The 17,732-nt window shown below is 61.8% G+C and carries 15 protein-coding genes and 1 pseudogene; 8 read left to right on the top strand and 8 right to left on the bottom strand.

The features are described from left to right. Window positions 1-55 precede the first annotated feature (55 nt). From AMD14_RS16780 to AMD14_RS16800, 4 genes are all read left to right on the top strand, one after another. Window positions 56-1,132 carry a DNA-binding protein gene (locus AMD14_RS16780; protein ID WP_011052118.1) on the top strand — a complete coding sequence of 359 codons (1,077 nt, stop codon included), beginning with the start codon at window positions 56-58 and terminating at the stop codon, window positions 1,130-1,132. A 133-nt stretch (window positions 1,133-1,265) separates the two neighbouring features. Next, on the top strand, window positions 1,266-2,156 hold the full coding sequence (gene xopAI / locus AMD14_RS16785) for a type III secretion system effector XopAI (RefSeq protein ID WP_011052119.1): 891 nt from the start codon (window positions 1,266-1,268) through the stop codon (window positions 2,154-2,156). A 1,330-nt stretch (window positions 2,157-3,486) separates the two neighbouring features. Next, window positions 3,487-3,771 (top strand): hypothetical protein, encoded by a 285-nt coding sequence (locus AMD14_RS16795; RefSeq protein WP_016849322.1) that lies wholly within the window; start codon window positions 3,487-3,489, stop codon window positions 3,769-3,771. A 227-nt stretch (window positions 3,772-3,998) separates the two neighbouring features. Beyond that, window positions 3,999-5,114 (top strand): IS1595 family transposase, encoded by a 1,116-nt coding sequence (locus AMD14_RS16800; RefSeq protein ID WP_011052122.1) that lies wholly within the window; start codon window positions 3,999-4,001, stop codon window positions 5,112-5,114. Here the strand turns inward: AMD14_RS16800 and AMD14_RS23820 are convergent. From AMD14_RS23820 to sucC, 3 genes are all read right to left on the bottom strand, one after another. Beyond that, complete coding sequence (locus tag AMD14_RS23820) at window positions 5,069-5,584, bottom strand: hypothetical protein (RefSeq protein WP_011052123.1); 516 nt, start codon at window positions 5,582-5,584, stop codon at window positions 5,069-5,071. The genes AMD14_RS16800 and AMD14_RS23820 overlap by 46 nt on opposite strands. An 86-nt stretch (window positions 5,585-5,670) precedes the next feature. Beyond that, entirely contained in the window at window positions 5,671-6,546 is an 876-nt protein-coding gene (sucD, locus tag AMD14_RS16805; protein WP_005921370.1) for a succinate--CoA ligase subunit alpha, read from the bottom strand. Window positions 6,547-6,570: 24 nt separating this feature from the next. Beyond that, window positions 6,571-7,740: an ADP-forming succinate--CoA ligase subunit beta gene (gene sucC, locus AMD14_RS16810; protein ID WP_005915812.1), complete on the bottom strand. Its 1,170-nt coding sequence runs from the start codon at window positions 7,738-7,740 to the stop codon at window positions 6,571-6,573. A gap of 231 nt (window positions 7,741-7,971) precedes the next feature. On the opposite strand from sucC, the gene AMD14_RS16815 reads away from it, so the two are divergent. After that, window positions 7,972-9,585, top strand: a complete 1,614-nt coding sequence (locus AMD14_RS16815; protein WP_003488599.1) for a sensor histidine kinase — start codon at window positions 7,972-7,974, stop codon at window positions 9,583-9,585. Between the two features lie 324 nt (window positions 9,586-9,909). Further along, complete coding sequence (locus AMD14_RS16820; RefSeq protein WP_015463522.1) at window positions 9,910-11,304, top strand: sigma-54-dependent transcriptional regulator; 1,395 nt, start codon at window positions 9,910-9,912, stop codon at window positions 11,302-11,304. Window positions 11,305-11,526: 222 nt separating this feature from the next. Here the strand turns inward: AMD14_RS16820 and AMD14_RS16825 are convergent. The 5 genes and pseudogenes from AMD14_RS16825 to AMD14_RS16845 all read right to left on the bottom strand — a co-directional run. Continuing rightward, window positions 11,527-11,709, bottom strand: a pseudogene (locus AMD14_RS16825) (hypothetical protein); the annotation flags it as partial. A 116-nt stretch (window positions 11,710-11,825) separates the two neighbouring features. Continuing rightward, window positions 11,826-11,945: a hypothetical protein gene (locus AMD14_RS16830; RefSeq protein WP_005915819.1), complete on the bottom strand. Its 120-nt coding sequence runs from the start codon at window positions 11,943-11,945 to the stop codon at window positions 11,826-11,828. Window positions 11,946-12,438: 493 nt separating this feature from the next. Continuing rightward, the gene (pilB, locus tag AMD14_RS16835; protein WP_011052125.1) at window positions 12,439-14,175 is read right to left on the bottom strand and encodes a type IV-A pilus assembly ATPase PilB; all 1,737 of its coding nucleotides are present in this window, start codon (window positions 14,173-14,175) and stop codon (window positions 12,439-12,441) included. 63 nt (window positions 14,176-14,238) lie between these two features. Then, a complete protein-coding gene (locus AMD14_RS16840; RefSeq protein ID WP_015463526.1) occupies window positions 14,239-14,694 on the bottom strand; it encodes a pilin in 456 nt (151 codons plus the stop codon). Between the two features lie 109 nt (window positions 14,695-14,803). Continuing rightward, on the bottom strand, window positions 14,804-15,244 hold the full coding sequence (locus AMD14_RS16845) for a pilin (protein ID WP_011052127.1): 441 nt from the start codon (window positions 15,242-15,244) through the stop codon (window positions 14,804-14,806). A gap of 355 nt (window positions 15,245-15,599) precedes the next feature. Between AMD14_RS16845 and AMD14_RS16850 the strand changes: the two genes are divergently transcribed. Next, window positions 15,600-16,856 (top strand): type II secretion system F family protein, encoded by a 1,257-nt coding sequence (locus tag AMD14_RS16850; protein WP_040107659.1) that lies wholly within the window; start codon window positions 15,600-15,602, stop codon window positions 16,854-16,856. Between the two features lie 6 nt (window positions 16,857-16,862). Beyond that, window positions 16,863-17,726 carry a prepilin peptidase gene (locus tag AMD14_RS16855; protein WP_003491180.1) on the top strand — a complete coding sequence of 288 codons (864 nt, stop codon included), beginning with the start codon at window positions 16,863-16,865 and terminating at the stop codon, window positions 17,724-17,726. Window positions 17,727-17,732: the final 6 nt, after the last annotated feature.

Raw genomic sequence — 17,732 nt, forward strand, 5'->3', positions numbered from 1 at the left:
GAGGAGTATGTAATTACATGGTATGTAATACGTTACGAAATATGTGGAGTGACGGATGGCACGGTCTGGGCTGTACAAAAGTGATGTGCAGCGTGCCCGCGATCGCCTGCGCGCCACGGGCAACGGGCAACGGGCAACGGGCAAGCATCCGTCTGTCGATGCGGTCCAGGTGGCGCTCGGCAATACCGGTTCCAAGACCACCATTCACCGTTACCTGAGAGAGTTGGAAGAGGAGGAAGGGCAAGGCGTTGGCGCGAAGATGGCCGTGAGCGAGGCGCTTCAAGACCTCATCGCCCGCCTCGCCGAGCGGTTTCACAGCGAGGCCGATACGGTCGTTGCGCAGGCCCAGGCGCGCTTCCAGGCGCAGCTGCAGGAACGCACCCAAGCGCTGGAGCAGGCCCGACACGAGGCCGGCTCACTCATAACGCAGCTGCAACGCTGCGAGACCGGCCTGCAGGCCGAACGCGAGGCGGGCGACGCTGCCAGGAGCGAAGTGGCCCGCCGCACCACCGAACTGGCCCAGCTTGAGGAGCGGATCTCAGGCCTGACTGTTCGCGTAGCCGAGCACGACGCCCATGCGAAATCGTTGGAACACAAGCACGAACACGCCAGGGAAGCCCTGGAGCACTACCGCACCTCGGTCAAGGACCAGCGCGAGCAGGAACAGCGCCGGCACGCGCACCAGGTGCAGGAACTGCAGGTCGCCCTACGGCAGGCCAACGAGGCGCTGACCGCCAAGAACCACGACCTGATGCAGCTCAACCGGGAAAACGGCCAGTGGCTGGAACGCCAGACCCGCCTGGAGCGGGAACTGGCGCAGGCACGCCAGCGGGCCGACGCCCAGCAACGCGAGCGCGACGCGCTGCGCCTGGCGGCCGCCGAGCACCAAGCCCTGCAGGTGCGCTGGACCGACGATGTCCACGCGCTGGAAGGCGTGCGCACCGAACTGTCGGCGGCGCGGACCGAACTGGTCGAAGAGCGCCAGCGCCGGGAACACGCCGAGGCGGACACCTTGCGGGCCACGGTGCGTCTGAGCACGTTGGAACAACTCCTGGCGCAGCTGCGGCCAGCGCACTCCGTTGGCGAACTCGAAAACGCCATCGCAGCCGGTGCAATGCCGGCAGGCAAATGATCAGCCGCTTGGCGAAGGCTCGGGAATCCTCCGCGTCAGTGCCTTCGTCGTCCCAGCCAGGATTTCGGTGAGGCGGAGCGAATCGGAAAGTTTCCCTCCAAACTTGCTCCTACAGTCACTGCAGGAGATCAAGATGGGGTTATGCACTTCAAAGCCGAGCGTGGTGGGTTCACCCGTAGCGGGTTCACCTGAGCATTATTTAACCCACACCGCAGAGCAGACCACGCCCTCTACGCCTTCATCCCCCGAGGCGCCCATGTCACCGAGCCTGCATGGCTTGGCGGCACTCGGGTCTCCTAGAGCGAGCTCGAGCCCTCGTCCATTAAGTCCACTGGTGGAGTTGAACACCAGCGATCTGATAAAGCAAAAAAAGCAACTTTGGCAGCGGGTCCAACACGATGGGGCGCAGTTCCGAAGCACACCTGAAGAGCGAAAACAGTTCAAGACTGCGCTCATAACTCTTTGGGGCGAACAATACCGCCCAGAGAGGCAGCAGCGGTGGAATGGGATGATGCAAAGAATGGCACAGATGAAGTGGAACCACCCAGAACTCAAATACATGGCAACCGAGGATCTCGTGGCGCTGCAGGCATGGACGACGGACGATTATGAGGTAGTACAGGATGTTCTGGAGAAAGAAGCGAGGCCCACTGCTCATGGCCTTGCATTTGCAAAATGCATCATTTCCGCCCTGCACTCGCTTCCCGAAGAATATTCATATCAAGGGACTGTCTTCACCGGCGAAGATCAGTTGCCGGACTGGGTATCGGAACGATACCAAGAAAGAAGCATCACCACGGACCGCCGATTTTTCGCGGCCTCAGAAACCAAGAATGCATCCTGGCAAGGAATGGCAGTCGAGTGGGAAAGCAATTCAACAACTGGAAAACGCATCTCCATGTTTTCGGAGCGTCCGAATGAGCAGGAAGTTCTCTTCCCTCCTGGCACCCGCTTTCAGGTAACACGAATTGAAGAGAACGAGACTCATCCCCGCCTGAAGATTTATCAAAGCCAGATCGCGTAGGCATTCTGAATCGCCCTGGGGGGTATTCACCAGAAGTACGGATGTGGGCGGTGTGGATGGCGTTCGAGCGGACTGAACTTCGCAGCAACAGGCTGCTGAAGAATCAGCTGCCACGCGAAACAGAAAACGGACGGCGCGACAAGGGATCTCAGAAGCGCGCTGCTGACAGGCAACGCGCTTGCCTGCCGCTTGCGGTCACTTTGTGCCAGTCGCAGCGCTGCGCCATGAGAGCAGCCGTAAGTCACCTGCTCACAGGCCCGGCAGGCGTACTGGAAGGTCGGCAGCGTATCGTGTAAAAGGCCTTTGCTGACAGCGAGTTAGCTCACTTTTGGCTGTTTTTTAAACGAATCCCTGCCGGCCTTCTACATTGCGGATTCTACTGGTACCTGCTCGGGAGAGTGATCGCGCGCCTGACGCGCTCACCATTGTCGAATCCGACGATCTCGCACCCGCTTCATCAGAACAATGGGATCGGGGTACAGCTCCGCATACCCATTGGCATCACTGGAGCGGTCAGCTGGCTCCGCCGAAAATTGGGCGCGCGCCGCCAACTCTTCGATCGTCTTCCACTCGACCTCGTAGGCGTCCCGGGTATATGGAACTCGCCGCCTAACGCGTTCCAGCAGCTCATAAAGCTGGGGAACGCACGCTGCAGCCCAGGGCGTCCGAAGCAGAGCTGGAAGTGCCCTGAAAGCGTCCTGGCTGCATTCCAGGTGCTTATAGTCGTCACCCTCCAGCTCAGCCCAGCGAACGTCTCCGACCAGGCCAAACAGCCCCCACAGATCCCCGCGATGGAGCAGCGTTTGCGAGTCGTGGGAGATCGCCACGCCATCTTGGTGCGGTAGCCTCCAACAGTGTCCATCCAAGAATCCAGGCTGCCTGAAATTCGCAGTCAGGGCAGTGAGGCGTGAGCGCGTCAGAGGCTCGTTGGACAGCAGTTGAAAGAGGGCCAAATCGAATACCCAGGCAGTACCCGATAGCACTCTTTCCATTGCCTGGGCCGAGGAACGGTTAGGCAAGTTGGTCCCCGCGCGCCACTTGCCCCCGAGCTTGGAAGCCGAGCGGTTTCGCTGGATGCAGATGCGTTCGAATTGAGTCCATTCCAGGCCGCTTAGCCATAGCGCGTGATCGAGCCATAGCCTTCCGCGCAAAGCTCGCCATGGCGTTTTCCGCTCCGGCTGTTGCCCGCTCCATTCCCGAAGAAGATCGTCCAGGGTCTTTCGCATGGGTCAAGTTTAGGGCGTTTTTCGCGGGCCAAGTTGACCCGCCGCGAGCCAACGATTTCAGCCGATACTCGAACCCACACGATACAGAGTGACCTGGCATGCAAATGGAATCTCCCGACACCACGACCCTCCGCGAACTCCAGCTCACGGCGCAGTTCGGCGGACTCCTCAGCACGTCTGATATTGCGCAGCTCCTGCGCTATCGCACGCCGCAGGCTGTGCGCAAGGCGCGGATCAGGGGTGCCCTGACCATCCCAATGCAGCAGCTCCCCGGTCGTCGGGGGCTTTATGCCACCGCCAGAGCGGTCGCCGTCTACCTCGAAGAGCTCGCTTCCAACACCACTTCGGCTCCCCAGGAGGCCCCTATCGACGTACCCGTCAACCAATAGTACCGAAAACCAGTAGGGCAGAAAGCACAAAGCCTAGGACCCTGGCAGGGGAACTAGGCTTCTTGTGGCAAGCAGTTTGAGAGCTGCGTAGCCATAGTGCCCCCCTCCCAAACCCATTGTCAACACGCCCGCAGGGCGTGAACGGGAGTGGCTTGCCCGGACCCTAGCAATGCCGTGGCCGCGGAGGGCGCTGCTCGCCCTCGGCCCGGCACTTCCGGACCAATTCTATGACTCAGCACTACCTTCGGAGCGCGGCCTACCGCGATTTCTCCATCCACTCGATCTACGGCATGTCGGACGATGATATCCATGCCATGTTCGCCCGCCTGCGCTGGAGCAGTGACTCCCACCAGGCATGCCCAGCCTGCGGTGCGTGGGCCCAGCACTACCGGCGGCCTGCGCGCCAGCAATGGCGATGCAAGGAGTGCGGCCGGGATTTCTCGGTAACGTCGGCCACCGCCTTTTCCAGCAGGAAGAAGTCCCTGCGCAGCATTCTCCTGGCGACCTTCTACTACGTCACAGGGGTGAAGGGTTTGGCTGGCCTTGGATTGAGCCGCATGGGTGACTATTCAAACAAGGCCGCGCACGTCGCCCTCGGAAAACTGCGAGAGGCGATCTTCCGGACCCAGGACTTCACACCGCTCACCGGCGTCGTTGAAATCGATGGCGGCTACTTCGGTGGAAAGCCTCGAAAGCCAAATCGTCGTGGACTCCGCAACGACCAGGCCATTGTCGATCGGATCGCCGGACGCCCGGCCAAACGCCCATGGCACGCCAGCGGCATGACACGGACGAACTGGGAGAAGCGGAAGAACAAGCGCGTAGTGATGATCTTCCGACAGCAAGGACGACCAGGCGAAGGTGCGGTGCGCAGCATTGCCGCCGTTGCCAGATCGGAGAACGACAAGGATGCCGCGAAGCTGATCGCGCGTTACGTCAGCTCCGAAGCAATCATCATGACCGACGAAAGTCCCGCCTACGCGACCGTTTCAGCGACACACACCCACTACGCTGTCAGGCATAGCCATGAGTACGTTTCGGCCGAGGGTGTCAACGAGAACCAAGCCGAGTCGTTCTTCAGCCGGCTCAGACGCTGGGAGTATGGGGTTTCGCACGGTGTGCGGCCGGCTTACCTGGCTGACTATGCGAACGAAATGGCGTGGCGCGAGGACGTACGCCGGTTCTCGATCAGAACACAGGTCGAAATGCTCCTGATAAAGGCCCTCACCGTGGGGCATTCGCGATGGTGGCGCGGCTACTACCAGGGGAAACGGCGCGGGACTGAGATTCTAATGAATCAGGGCATCCCGCCGTCATCGGCGTCGGGCGCGAGTGCCCAGTAACCCTCTACGTTAGTGCGCGGGCTGTTCCGCCGGATGACCCTTCCGGCGGAACAGTGAGCCTGCAGGCATTTGCGTACCCGCAGCCTGAGCTCCGCATACTGCACATTTCCGCCCACCGCCTTGCCCTGCGAGCCGACGAACAGCAGGACCTCAGTCGTAGACCGCCATTCACCCGCCGCCTCTCTCAGACAGGCCAGGACGTTTCGGCTGATATGGCCGCGCTGTAGCAGCGGACCCTCACTCGACATTCGTACCGGTCGGATAACCTCCGGCGGCACGCAGATGTCGTGAAGGCCAAGAATGCGGTCCAGTGCTTCAAGATCCCTGCGTGTCGCCTCGACGCTGCTGTCCAGATCGGCCGCAAGCTGACGAGCAGCGTCGGCCCTTCTCTGGATCTGGGCAATGTGGCCAGCGAGGCGGGCGCGCTTGTCGACTAGCCATTTAAGAGACGAAGGGGTCTTAGTCACCATGACCCCACCGTATCCCAGCAGCTACCGGATTTCCTTGGGCAAGTGCGCCCTCATGGCGCGCTCACACACTTGCGCGTGGGGCGTGCTTACTTCACCAGCGCAGCGATCGCCGCACCCAGATCGCCCGGCGAACGGACGGTCTTGACGCCAGCAGCTTCCATCGCCGCGAACTTGCCTTCGGCCGTGCCCTTGCCGCCCGATGCGATCGCACCAGCATGGCCCATGCGCTTGCCGGCCGGCGCCGAAGCACCGGCGATGAAGCCGACGACCGGCTTCTTGACGTGGTTCTTGATGTACTCGGCACCGGCTTCCTCGGCGTCGCCGCCGATTTCGCCGACCATGATGATGCCCTCGGTCTGCGGGTCTTCATTGAACAGCTTGAGACAGTCGACGAAGTTCAGGCCGTTGATCGGGTCGCCACCGATGCCGATGCAGGTGCTCTGGCCCAGGCCCACTTCGGTGGTCTGCTTGACCGCTTCATAGGTCAGCGTGCCCGAACGCGAGACGATGCCGATCTTGCCCGGCTTGTGGATGTGGCCCGGCATGATGCCGATCTTGCACTCGCCCGGGGTGATCACGCCGGGGCAGTTCGGCCCGATCAGCACGGTGTCCGGATGCGAACGGGTCAGCACGTTCTTGACGCGCAGCATGTCCAGCACCGGGATGCCTTCGGTGATGCACACGATGACCTTGATGCCGGCCGCAGCCGCTTCCAGGATCGCATCGGCCGCATACGGCGGCGGCACGTAGATCACCGAGGCGTCGGCGCCGGTGGCCTCGACCGCATCGGCGACGGTGTTGAACACCGGCAGATTGATATGGGTGGTGCCGCCCTTGCCGGGCGTCACGCCGCCGACGACCTGGGTGCCGTACTCGACCATCTGAGTGGCGTGGAAGGTGCCCTGCTGGCCGGTAAAGCCCTGCACGATCACCTTGGTGTTCTTGTTAATCAAAACGGACATGGATAATTCCTTCGGTGGCGTGGATCAGGCGGCGTTCTTGACAGCTTCAACGACTTTCTTGGCGCCGTCGTTGATGTTGTCGGCCGGGATGATGGCCATGCCGCTGTCGCGCAGCAGCTGCTTGCCTTCTTCCACGTTGGTGCCTTCCAGGCGCACCACGACCGGAACCTTGACGCCCACTTCCTTGACTGCGGCGATGATGCCTTCGGCGATCATGTCGCAGCGGACGATGCCGCCGAAGATGTTGACGAAGATGCCTTCGACCTTGTCCGAGGACAGGATCAGCTTGAACGCTTCGATGACGCGCTGCTTGTTCGCGCCGCCGCCCACGTCCAGGAAGTTCGCCGGCTCGCCGCCATTGAGCTTGATGACGTCCATGGTGGCCATGGCCAGGCCTGCGCCGTTGACCATGCACCCGATGTTGCCGTCCATGGTGACGTAGTTGATGTCCAGCTCCGAAGCGGTCACTTCGGTTTCGTCTTCCTGCGTCTTGTCGCGCATGGCGACCAGCTGCTTCTGACGGAACGCGGCGTTGTCGTCGCTGTCGAACTTGCCGTCCAGCGCGTACAGGTTGCCGTCGTCCAGGATCGCCAGCGGGTTGATTTCAACCAGCGCCAGGTCCTTTTCGTTGAACAGCTTGTACAGGTTCACCATGATGCTGGCGAACTGTCCGGCCTGCTTGGCGTTCAGGCCGAGCTTGAAGCCGAAATCGCGGCCGTGGTAGCCCTGCACGCCTTCGACGAAATCGACATTGAGCGCGTGGATCAGCTCCGGGGTTTCGGCCGCCACCTGCTCGATCTCCACGCCACCCTCGCTCGATGCGATGTAGGTGATGGTCTTGGTACCGCGGTCGACCAGGATCGACAGGTACAGCTCCTTGACGATCTCACCGGCGGTGGTGACCAGCACCAGGTTGATCGGCAGCTCGACGCCGGCGGTCTGGTAGGTGGACATCTTGGTGCCGAGCATCTTGGCGGCTGCGGCCTTCACATCGTCGGTGGTCTTGCAGAACTTGACGCCGCCAGCCTTACCGCGGCCGCCCGCGTGGATCTGCGCTTTCACCATCCAGGGGCCATTGCCCAGGGAATTGGCGACTTCAACCGCTTCGTCCGGGGTCGCCGCGACCTTGCCGGCCGGAACGGGGATGCCGTACTCGGCAAGCAGCTGTTTTGACTGGTATTCGTGGAAATTCATGCGTCACCGTGGGAAAAGGAAACGACCGCTGCGTGCAACGCAGACCGCCGGGGCGGCACGTCATGGGACGCGAACGGGCCGCCTATTGTGGCCGACCACGCCGTGCGGCGCAAAATTGCCCGGGATTGGCCGCCCGATCGCAGCGCTTGCGCGCAGGCCGACTCTGTGCGCAGGCGCTGCGCAGACCGCGCACCTGCCTATACTCGCGGCTCGCTCCAGCGGGGAATCGGCTTGGCATCCATCGCATCGCTCATCGCCCGGATCCAGTCCGCGCCGCAGCGCGAGCTGTACTTTTTCTCGCTGTACCGGGTACTGGTGGCCGGCCTGATCGCCGCGCTGGTGTTCAGCCCCTTGTCCGACGCCATCCCCGAGCCGCGCTACCCGCGCCTGGCCGCCGGCGTGGCGATCGGCTACCTGTGCATGGCGATCCCGCTGCTGTTCTGGGGCCGCGGCGAACGTCGCCTTACCCCCACCGTGCTGTGCGCGGTAGTGGCCGACATCCTTGCCGCCACCCTGGCCACGCACGCCCTGCCCGGCGCCAGCGCCGGCATTGCGATGATGCTGCTGTTCAACGTGGCGGCCGCCTCCATCCTGCTGCGACTGCGCTACGGCATGAGCATCGCGGTACTCGCCAGCGTCGCCATCCTGCTGGAATACCTGTGGACCCTGCTCGAAGGCGGCGGCGCCACCCGGCCGGTGGCGGAGCTTGCGATGTTTGCCACCAGCTACGTCGCGGTGGCCTTCATCTGCGAACAAATCGCCGCGCGCGCCCGTCGCAACCAGATGCTGGCCGAAGAACGCGGCGCCCAGGTCGCCAATCTGTACGAGATCAACGAGCTGATCATCCGGCGCATGCGCACCGGCGTGCTGGTGGTGGATACCCACAACCACATCTCGTTGGCCAACGAAGCGGCGCTGAGCTTGCTGGGCGATGGCGACCAACGCACCCCGTCCACCGATCTGTCGCTGGTGGCGCTCACCCCCGAACTGGCGCGCCGGCTGCAGCGCTGGCGTAGCGGCTGGCGCGAGGAAGAGGCGCCGCTGCAACTCGGCGCCGAACGCCCGGAAGTGCAACCGCGCTTCGTGCGCCTGCTTGCCGACAGCGACCTGGCACTGGTGTTCCTGGACGACGCCACGGTGGTGTCGCGACGTGCCGAATCGCTGACCCTGTCGGCCATGGGGCGCTTTTCGGCCAGCTTGGCGCACGAGATCCGCAACCCGCTGGCCGCAATCAGCTACGCCTCCCAATTGCTGGAAGAATCGCCGGACATCGGCGATGCCGACCGCCGCCTGCTGCAGATCATCCACCAGCAATGCCAGCGCACCAACGGCATCGTCGAGAGCGTCCTCGCGCTGGCGCGCCGGGAACGCGCCACCCCGGACAATCTGGACCTGGCCGCATTCGTGCGCCGCTTCGTGGTCGAATATCGCCAGACCTTGTCGATGGAAACCGACATCCTGGAGGCCAGCATCCAGGGGAGCTCCGTGCATGCGTTGGTCGACCCCAAGCACCTGCATCAGATCCTCACCGCGCTGGTGCACAACGCACTCAAGTACGGCCGGGTGATGGACGAACCGGCACGCGTCAAGCTGCACGTCGAACGCCTCGAGCGCAAGGCAGTGATCGATGTGATCGACCGCGGCCCAGGCATCCCCGACGCCGTGGCGGCACAACTGTTCCGCCCGTTCTACACCACCTCCGAGCATGGCACCGGCCTGGGCCTGTACATCGCCCAGGAACTCTGCCGCGCCAACCAGGCGCAACTGGACTACGTCTCGGTCCCGGGCGGCGGCGCGTGCTTCCGGATTTCGTTGCAAGGCCCCAACGGATTGCTCGGCAAGTGAGTGCTCGGCTGTCGGCTGAGCGGGATGCCTGATGTGGCGATACCCAGCAGAGCAGCGACTTGTTCGATCGCAGAACATCGCATTGGCGAAGACGCAAACGCCATGCGGCACCTGGCCTGCAGGTCTTGCGGGCTTACGCCAGCAAGGCTTTCGTAGGCAGATGCGTTTGGCAACGCAGCGCATCGACAGCCATCGCCGACTGGCATCGGCAGCTTGCAAACGCGCTGAAAGCCGCAGTGACGCGCCCGCGCAGCAGGTGAATCGTTGGCCCGCCACCTGCTCGACAATTGTCGACCATCATCACGCTGGGCTATCGTGCGTCCCATGAACGAACCCAAAAGCGCCCTGGTTGTCGATGACGAGCGTGATATCCGCGAGTTGCTTGTTCTCACCCTGGGCCGCATGGGCCTGCGCATCAGCACTGCTGCCAACCTGGCCGAAGCGCGCGAGTTGCTGGCCAACAATCCCTACGATCTGTGCCTGACCGACATGCGTTTGCCGGACGGCAACGGCATCGAACTGGTCACCGAAATCGCAAAACACTATCCGCAGACGCCGGTGGCGATGATCACCGCGTTCGGCAGCATGGACCTGGCCGTGGAAGCACTGAAAGCCGGCGCCTTCGATTTCGTCAGCAAGCCGGTCGACATCGGCGTACTGCGCGGCCTGGTCAAGCACGCGCTGGAATTGAACAACCGCGACCGCCCTGCTCCGCCACCGCCGCCACCGGAACAGGCCAGCCGCCTGCTCGGCGACTCCAGTGCCATGGAAATCCTGCGCGCCACCATCAGCAAGGTCGCGCGCAGCCAGGCGCCGGTCTACATCGTCGGCGAATCGGGCGTGGGCAAGGAGCTGGTCGCACGCACCATCCACGAACAAGGCGCACGTGCCGCCGGCCCGTTCGTGCCGGTCAACTGCGGCGCCATTCCCGCCGAGCTGATGGAAAGCGAATTCTTCGGCCACAAGAAAGGCAGCTTCACCGGCGCGCATGCCGACAAGCCCGGGCTGTTCCAGGCCGCGCATGGAGGCACGCTGTTTCTGGACGAAGTGGCCGAATTGCCGTTGCAGATGCAGGTCAAGCTGCTGCGCGCGATCCAGGAAAAGTCGGTGCGACCGGTCGGCGCATCCAGCGAATCGCTGGTGGATGTGCGCATCCTCTCGGCCACCCACAAGGACCTGGGCGACCTGGTCTCCGACGGCCGCTTTCGGCATGACCTGTACTACCGCATCAACGTGATCGAGTTGCGTGTGCCGCCGCTGCGCGAACGCGGTGGCGACCTGCCGCAGCTGGCCGCTGCCATCATCGCGCGCCTGGCGCACAGCCACGGCCGCCCCATTCCGCTGCTGACCCAATCCGCACTCGACGCCTTGAATCACTACGGCTTCCCCGGCAACGTGCGCGAACTGGGAAACATCCTCGAACGCGCCCTGGCCCTGGCCGAAGACGACCAGATCAGCGCTACCGACCTGCGCCTGCCCGCGCACGGGGGCCACCGGTTGGCCGCCCCCCCAGGAGGCGCCGCGGCCGAACCGCGCGAAGCCGTCGTCGACATCGACCCCGCCTCGGCCGCGCTGCCTTCCTACATCGAGCAACTGGAACGCGCCGCGATCCAGAAGGCGCTGGAAGAAAACCGCTGGAACAAGACCAAGACTGCTGCGCAGTTGGGCATCACGTTTCGGGCGCTGCGTTACAAGCTGAAGAAGCTGGGGATGGAGTAGAAGAGCAGGGAGTCGGGAGTGGGGAATCGGGAATCGTAAAAGCGCAGTTGCCGGCCTCGATGGCCTGTGTGGGAGACACTGCGATGGACTGGCTCATGCGTCAGCTCCCGGTAGTCGGCTGGAATGCTCGACGCAGTTGTCCAGACAAAACAGCCTGGAACGTATGGGTCCCCAAGCTGTTCCGGGTCCCCAAGCTGTTCCGGGTCCCCAAGCTGTTCCGGGTCACCAAGCTGTTCCGATTCCCTGATCCGACTCCCCGATTCCCAGCCCTTCGTCCTTGGTTACTCGAGTGATTTCCGCCAGGCTGGTCACCCCGTGCGCAGCTTTCATCAACGCCGACTGGCGCAAATCGCGAATACCGATCGCCTGCGCGGCCTCGGCGATCTGCATCGCCGTCCCGCCCTCTTCTCCCGCCTGCGGGAGATCGCGTTGCAGCTTTCTTCTCCCGCTTGCGGGAGATCGCGATGCAGCTTTCTTCTCCCGCTTGCGGGAGAAGGTGCCCGAAGGGCGGATGAGGGCGCTTAGTCCTTCGTCACACGATTGATCTCCGCCAGGCTGGTCACCCCGTGCGCAGCCTTCATCAACGCCGACTGCCGCAAATCGCGGATACCGATCGCCTGTGCGGCCTCGGCGATCTGCATCGCCGTGCCGCCCTCTTCTCCCGCTTGCGGGAGATCGCGTTGCAGCTTTCTTCTCCCGCCTGCGGGAGAAGGTGCCCGAAGGGCGGATGAGGGCGCTTAGTCCTTCGTCACACGATTGATCTCGGCCAGGCTGGTCACCCCGTGCGCAGCCTTCATCAACGCCGACTGCCGCAAATCGCGGATACCGATCGCCTGTGCGGCCTCGGCGATCTGCGTCGCCGTGCCGCCCTCTTCTCCCGCTTACCGAAGATCGCGTTGCAGCTTTCTTCTCCCGCTTGCGGGAGAAGGTGCCCGAAGGGCGGATGAGGGCGCTTAGTCCTTCGTCACACGATTGATCTCGGCCAGGCTGGTCACCCCATGCGCAGCCTTCATCAACGCCGACTGCCGCAAATCGCGGATACCGATCGCCTACGCGGCCTCGGCAATCTGCATCGCCGTCCCGCCCTCTTCTCCCGCCTGCGGGAGAAGGTGCCCGAAGGGCGGATGAGGGCGCTTAGTCCTTCGTCACACGATTGATCTCGGCCAGGCTGGTCACCCCATTCGCAGCCTTCATCAGCGCCGACTGCCGCAAATCGCGGATACCGATCGCCTGCGCGGCCTCGGCGATCTGCATCGCATTGCCGCCTTCCAGCACGATCGCGCCGATCTCGTCGGTCATCGGCATTACCTGGTAGATACCGGTACGCCCCTTGTAGCCTTCGGTGCACTCATCGCAACCGACCGCCTCATACAGCTCGATCCCGGCGGCAAGCTGGGCAGGCGTGAATCCTTCGGCCAGCAATGCGTTGTCAGGCAGCGTCGACTTGCGCTTGCAGTTGTTGCACAAGCGCCGCGCCAGCCGCTGCGCGATCACCAGCGTCACCGACGAGGTGATGTTGTAGGGCGCGATGCCCATGTTCATCAGACGTGCGATGGTCTGCGGCGCATCGTTGGTGTGCAACGTCGACAGCACCATGTGACCCGTCTGCGCCGCCTTGATCGCAATCTCGGCCGTCTCCAGGTCACGGATTTCGCCGACCATGATGATGTCCGGATCCTGGCGCAGGAACGAGCGCAAAGCCGCGGCGAAGGTCATGCCACGCTTGTTGTTCTGCTGCACCTGATTGACGCCAGGCAAGCGGATTTCGACCGGATCCTCCGCGGTGGAGATATTGCGCGTCTCGTCGTTGAGAATTCCCAGCGCGGTGTACAACGACACCGTCTTGCCCGAGCCGGTCGGCCCGGTCACCAGCACCATGCCATAGGGCTTGTGGATCGCTTCCAGGAACAGCTTCTGTTGGTCCGGCTCGTAGCCCAGCTTGTCGATGCCCAGCTTGGCCGCGCTGCCGTCCAGGATACGCAGCACCACCTTCTCGCCGAACAGGGTCGGCAAGGTGCTGACACGGAAGTCGATCTGCTTGGTCTTGGACAGGTTGAGCTTGATGCGCCCGTCCTGCGGCACCCGCTTCTCGGCGATATCCAGCTGCGACATCACCTTCAACCGCGCTGCGATGCGCTGGTTCAGCTTCACCGGCGCCTTGGCCACGTTCTTCAACAAGCCATCGATGCGCAAGCGCACCCGGTAGTCGTCTTCATACGGCTCGAAATGGATGTCCGAGGCTCCCCGCCTGATCGCATCCACCAGCACCTTGTTGACGAACTTCACCACCGGCGTGTCGTCGCCCTTGGCATCAACCCCGGAATCCCCGCCGGCGCCCATGTCCTCGTCGCCGGCCGAGACGTCCAGATCCCCCATGCCCTCCTCGTCGTCACCGAGCGCGGAGCCCAGCGCAGCATTGCTGGCCTGCCATTGCTCCAGGGTGCGACGGATCTGATCTTCATCCACAAGGATGGGCTCGACTACCAAGTTCGTATGAAACTTGATGTCATCCAGCGCCCGGGTCTGGGTCGGATTGCTCACCCCTACGAACAGCCGGTTGCCGCGCTTGAACAGCGGTAGCACTTGGTGCTTCTGAAGTAGCTCCTCACTTACCAGCTTGACCGCGTTTTGGCTGGCGTCGAACGCCGACACGTCCAACAGTGGCATGCCGAACTCGACCGCATTCGCAGCGGCGAGCTGGGAAGCAGTGACCAACTTCTTCTCAGCAAACCATTGCGGCAGAGGAACCTTTGCCGCAGATGCCTGATCCATCGCAGATCGCGCAACTGCTTCTTCGACCGCACCGTCTTGCACCAGACGACGCGCGATGCCCGTTATTCCAACCAAATTTGCGGTCACGACGCTATTCATCATTGTTCCCAATTGGCTCAAGTCAGACAAAAATACAGCGACCAAGCTCTAACACGAGACAAACTAACGGCAGGATGCCGGGGCAAAGCGATCTTTGTCTACCAAAGGTAAATCCGTGCTGCATGTCCAAATGCCATTTGCATCCCGGGCCCACGTGAGCTTGGCGCCATTGACACGCGGATTGCCGCGCAACGTGCAGTCGATAGCGTGTGCCTGAGCACCATTGGCATCAGGTGCTAGCACACTAATGCTACTGCATCGACTGGTAGCAGTCGCAGTCAAACCAATCGCGGAGGCCGAAGTTAGCGTGCTGCCCTCGCTGTCATTGACCAAAATCTCGTAGCGCGTCTTCCCGGGGCTGACTTCGGCCAAGCCGGCTGCCACCTGCGATTTGGCAACGTAGATCTGATATTGCGGGATCGCTATGGAAGCAAGCACCGCGATTATAGCGATCACAATCATCAATTCGATGAGTGTGAAGCCTTTAATCACCTTGTTGGCCAAGAACTCAATCCGCATATCAGCTCCCCTCAGCTGCGAATTCACTAGGACCCGTTACGATAAAGTCGGCGAAATGATCAAAAAAAACCCCGACCTAGGTCGGGGTTTTTAACGAAACGTTCAAATATTACTGGCAGGTAGCTGGAGCGAACTTTGCCTTATCAGCAGTCGCGATATCAGTCGAGCAGGTCCAGACGCCGTTGGTGTCACGAGCCCAAGTGATCTTCTTACCAACAATACGCGGACTGCCGGCCAGCGTGCAGCTCAGAGCGTTAGTCTGCTCACCAGTGGTAGCATCCGGAGCCAACACCGTAATCGCAGAACAGCGATTGGTGGTCGACGTAGCCTGCAAACCCACGGCATCGGCCGTCGTCAGCGTCGTACCCTTGCCTTCGTTCAAAAGAGTTTCGTATTGCGTTTTACCCGGGCTCAGCTCGGCCAGACCAGCAGTGACCTGCGACTTGGCAACATAGTTCTGATACTGGGGCAGCGCGATGGCGGCCAAGATTGCAATGATCGCGATGACGATCATGAGTTCGATCAGCGTGAAACCCTGTTGCTTCTTCATGGATATCCCCTAGAGTTGTTGATGTCTCCGCCCACGGGCCACTCCCTTTGGGCGCCGCGTAGCGGGTGCCACGTGCAGGGTCTTTGTAGCAGGAAGCGTGCCAGGTTCTTGCACTCTTCTCAAATTCCCCTGCGACGGATGATGCGGCACTTCTGTAGCCGCGCACAGAGGCAAACACAAGAACTGCGATCCACTTCCTGCGGAGCCCCGACTGGGCACTACGTGACGTAGAACGTCATGTCTTGCCACATCAGGGGGGGGTACTGTCAGTAACATGGAAAGCGGATGCCAGCCATACAGGAACCGGGTAACATTGCTCAGGTATCCGCCTGGGGATGGTGGATGGGGAATTCACATGTCAGCAGCACGTAGCGTAGTCAAGACGAAGACCGCCGCATCGGCGGAGCAGATGAGTCCGTTTGTCTGGGAGGGGACAGACAAGCGCGGCGTCAAGATGAAAGGCGAACAAACGGCCCGCAATGCAAATCTGCTGCGCGCCGAGTTACGGCGCCAGGGCATTACTCCTCTCGTCGTGAAAGTTAAGCCGAAACCACTATTCGGCGCTGCCGGAAAGAAAGTTTCCGCAAAAGACATTTCATTTTTCAGCCGACAGATGGCAACCATGATGAAGTCCGGCGTGCCGATTGTCGGCGCGCTGGAGATCATTGGCAGCGGCCAAAAGAATCCGCGCATGCGCACAATGGTCGGACAGATTAGGACAGATATCGAAGGGGGGGCATCGCTCTACGAAGCCGTAAGCAAGCACCCGGTGCAATTTGATGAGCTCTATCGGAATTTGGTCAAGGCAGGCGAAGGCGCAGGGGTACTGGAAACTGTGCTCGACACCGTCGCCACTTACAAAGAAAACCTTGAAGCCCTGAAAGGCAAGATCAAGAAGGCACTGTTCTACCCTGCCATGGTAATGGCAGTGGCGATGTTGGTCAGTGCAATCCTGCTTGTTTGGGTGGTTCCCCAATTTGAAGATGTCTTCAAGGGCTTTGGAGCGGAGCTGCCTGCGTTCACACAGATGATCGTCAACCTGTCTCGCTTTATGGTGTCTTGGTGGTGGCTGATGCTGTTCGCACTTGTTGGCGCTGCGATTGGGTCTGTTTTCGCATACAAGCGTTCACCAGCAATGCAACATGGCATGGACCGCCTGGTGCTAAAAGTGCCGATCATTGGTCAGATCATGCACAACAGCTCAATTGCAAGATTCGCCCGGACGACGGCGGTGACCTTCAAGGCCGGCGTACCGCTAGTCGAGGCGCTGGGCATCGTGGCCGGTGCTACAGGTAATTCGGTCTACGAAAAAGCAGTACTGCGCATGCGCGAAGACGTCTCCGTGGGCTACCCGGTCAACGTCGCGATGAAACAGGTCAACCTGTTTCCGCATATGGTGGTGCAGATGACCGCCATCGGTGAAGAAGCGGGCGCGCTGGATGCCATGCTGTTCAAGGTAGCGGAGTATTTCGAGCAGGAAGTCAACAACGCGGTCGATGCGCTCAGCAGCCTGATCGAACCCCTGATCATGGTGTTCATTGGTACCATCGTCGGCGGCATGGTCATCGGCATGTACCTGCCTATCTTCAAGCTCGCCTCGGTGGTTGGATAAGACGTAATGGCATTTCTCGACCAGCATCCCGGTCTCGGCTTTCCTGCCGCGGCCGGACTGGGACTGCTGATCGGCAGCTTCCTGAACGTGGTGATCCTGCGCTTGCCCAAGCGTATGGAGTGGCAATGGCGGCGGGATGCGCGCGAGATTTTGGAACTGCCCGATATCTACGAGCCGCCGCCGCCCGGGATCGTGGTGGAGCCGTCGCACGACCCGGTGACAGGCGACAAGCTCAAGTGGTGGGAAAACATTCCGGTCCTGAGCTGGGCGATGCTGCGCGGCAAGTCACGCTACAGCGGCAAGCCGATCTCCATCCAGTATCCACTGGTCGAGTTGCTCACCTCCATCCTGTGCGTCGCCAGCGTGTGGCGCTTCGGCTTTGGCTGGCAGGGCTTCGGCGCGATCGTGCTGAGCTGCTTTCTTGTGGCGATGTCGGGCATCGACCTGCGCCACAAGCTGCTGCCCGACCAGTTGACCCTGCCGTTGATGTGGTTGGGGCTCGTCGGATCGATGGACAACCTCTACATGCCGGCCAAGCCTGCTCTGCTGGGCGCGGCGGTCGGCTATGTGTCGCTATGGACGGTGTGGTGGTTGTTCAAGCAGCTCACCGGCAAGGAAGGCATGGGCCACGGCGACTTCAAGTTGCTGGCCGCGCTTGGCGCGTGGTGCGGGTTGAAAGGCATCCTGCCGATCATCCTGATCTCCTCGCTCGTCGGCGCCATCCTCGGCTCGATCTGGCTGGTGGCCAAGGGCCGCGACCGCGCCACCCCCATCCCGTTCGGCCCCTACCTGGCCATTGCTGGCTGGGTGGTGTTCTTTTGGGGCAACGACCTGGTGGACGGCTACCTGCACTTCGCAGGCCTGCGTTGACCCTGG

This window comes from Xanthomonas citri pv. citri (assembly GCF_000961215.1).
Taxonomy (GTDB): Bacteria; Pseudomonadota; Gammaproteobacteria; order Xanthomonadales; family Xanthomonadaceae; genus Xanthomonas; species Xanthomonas cissicola.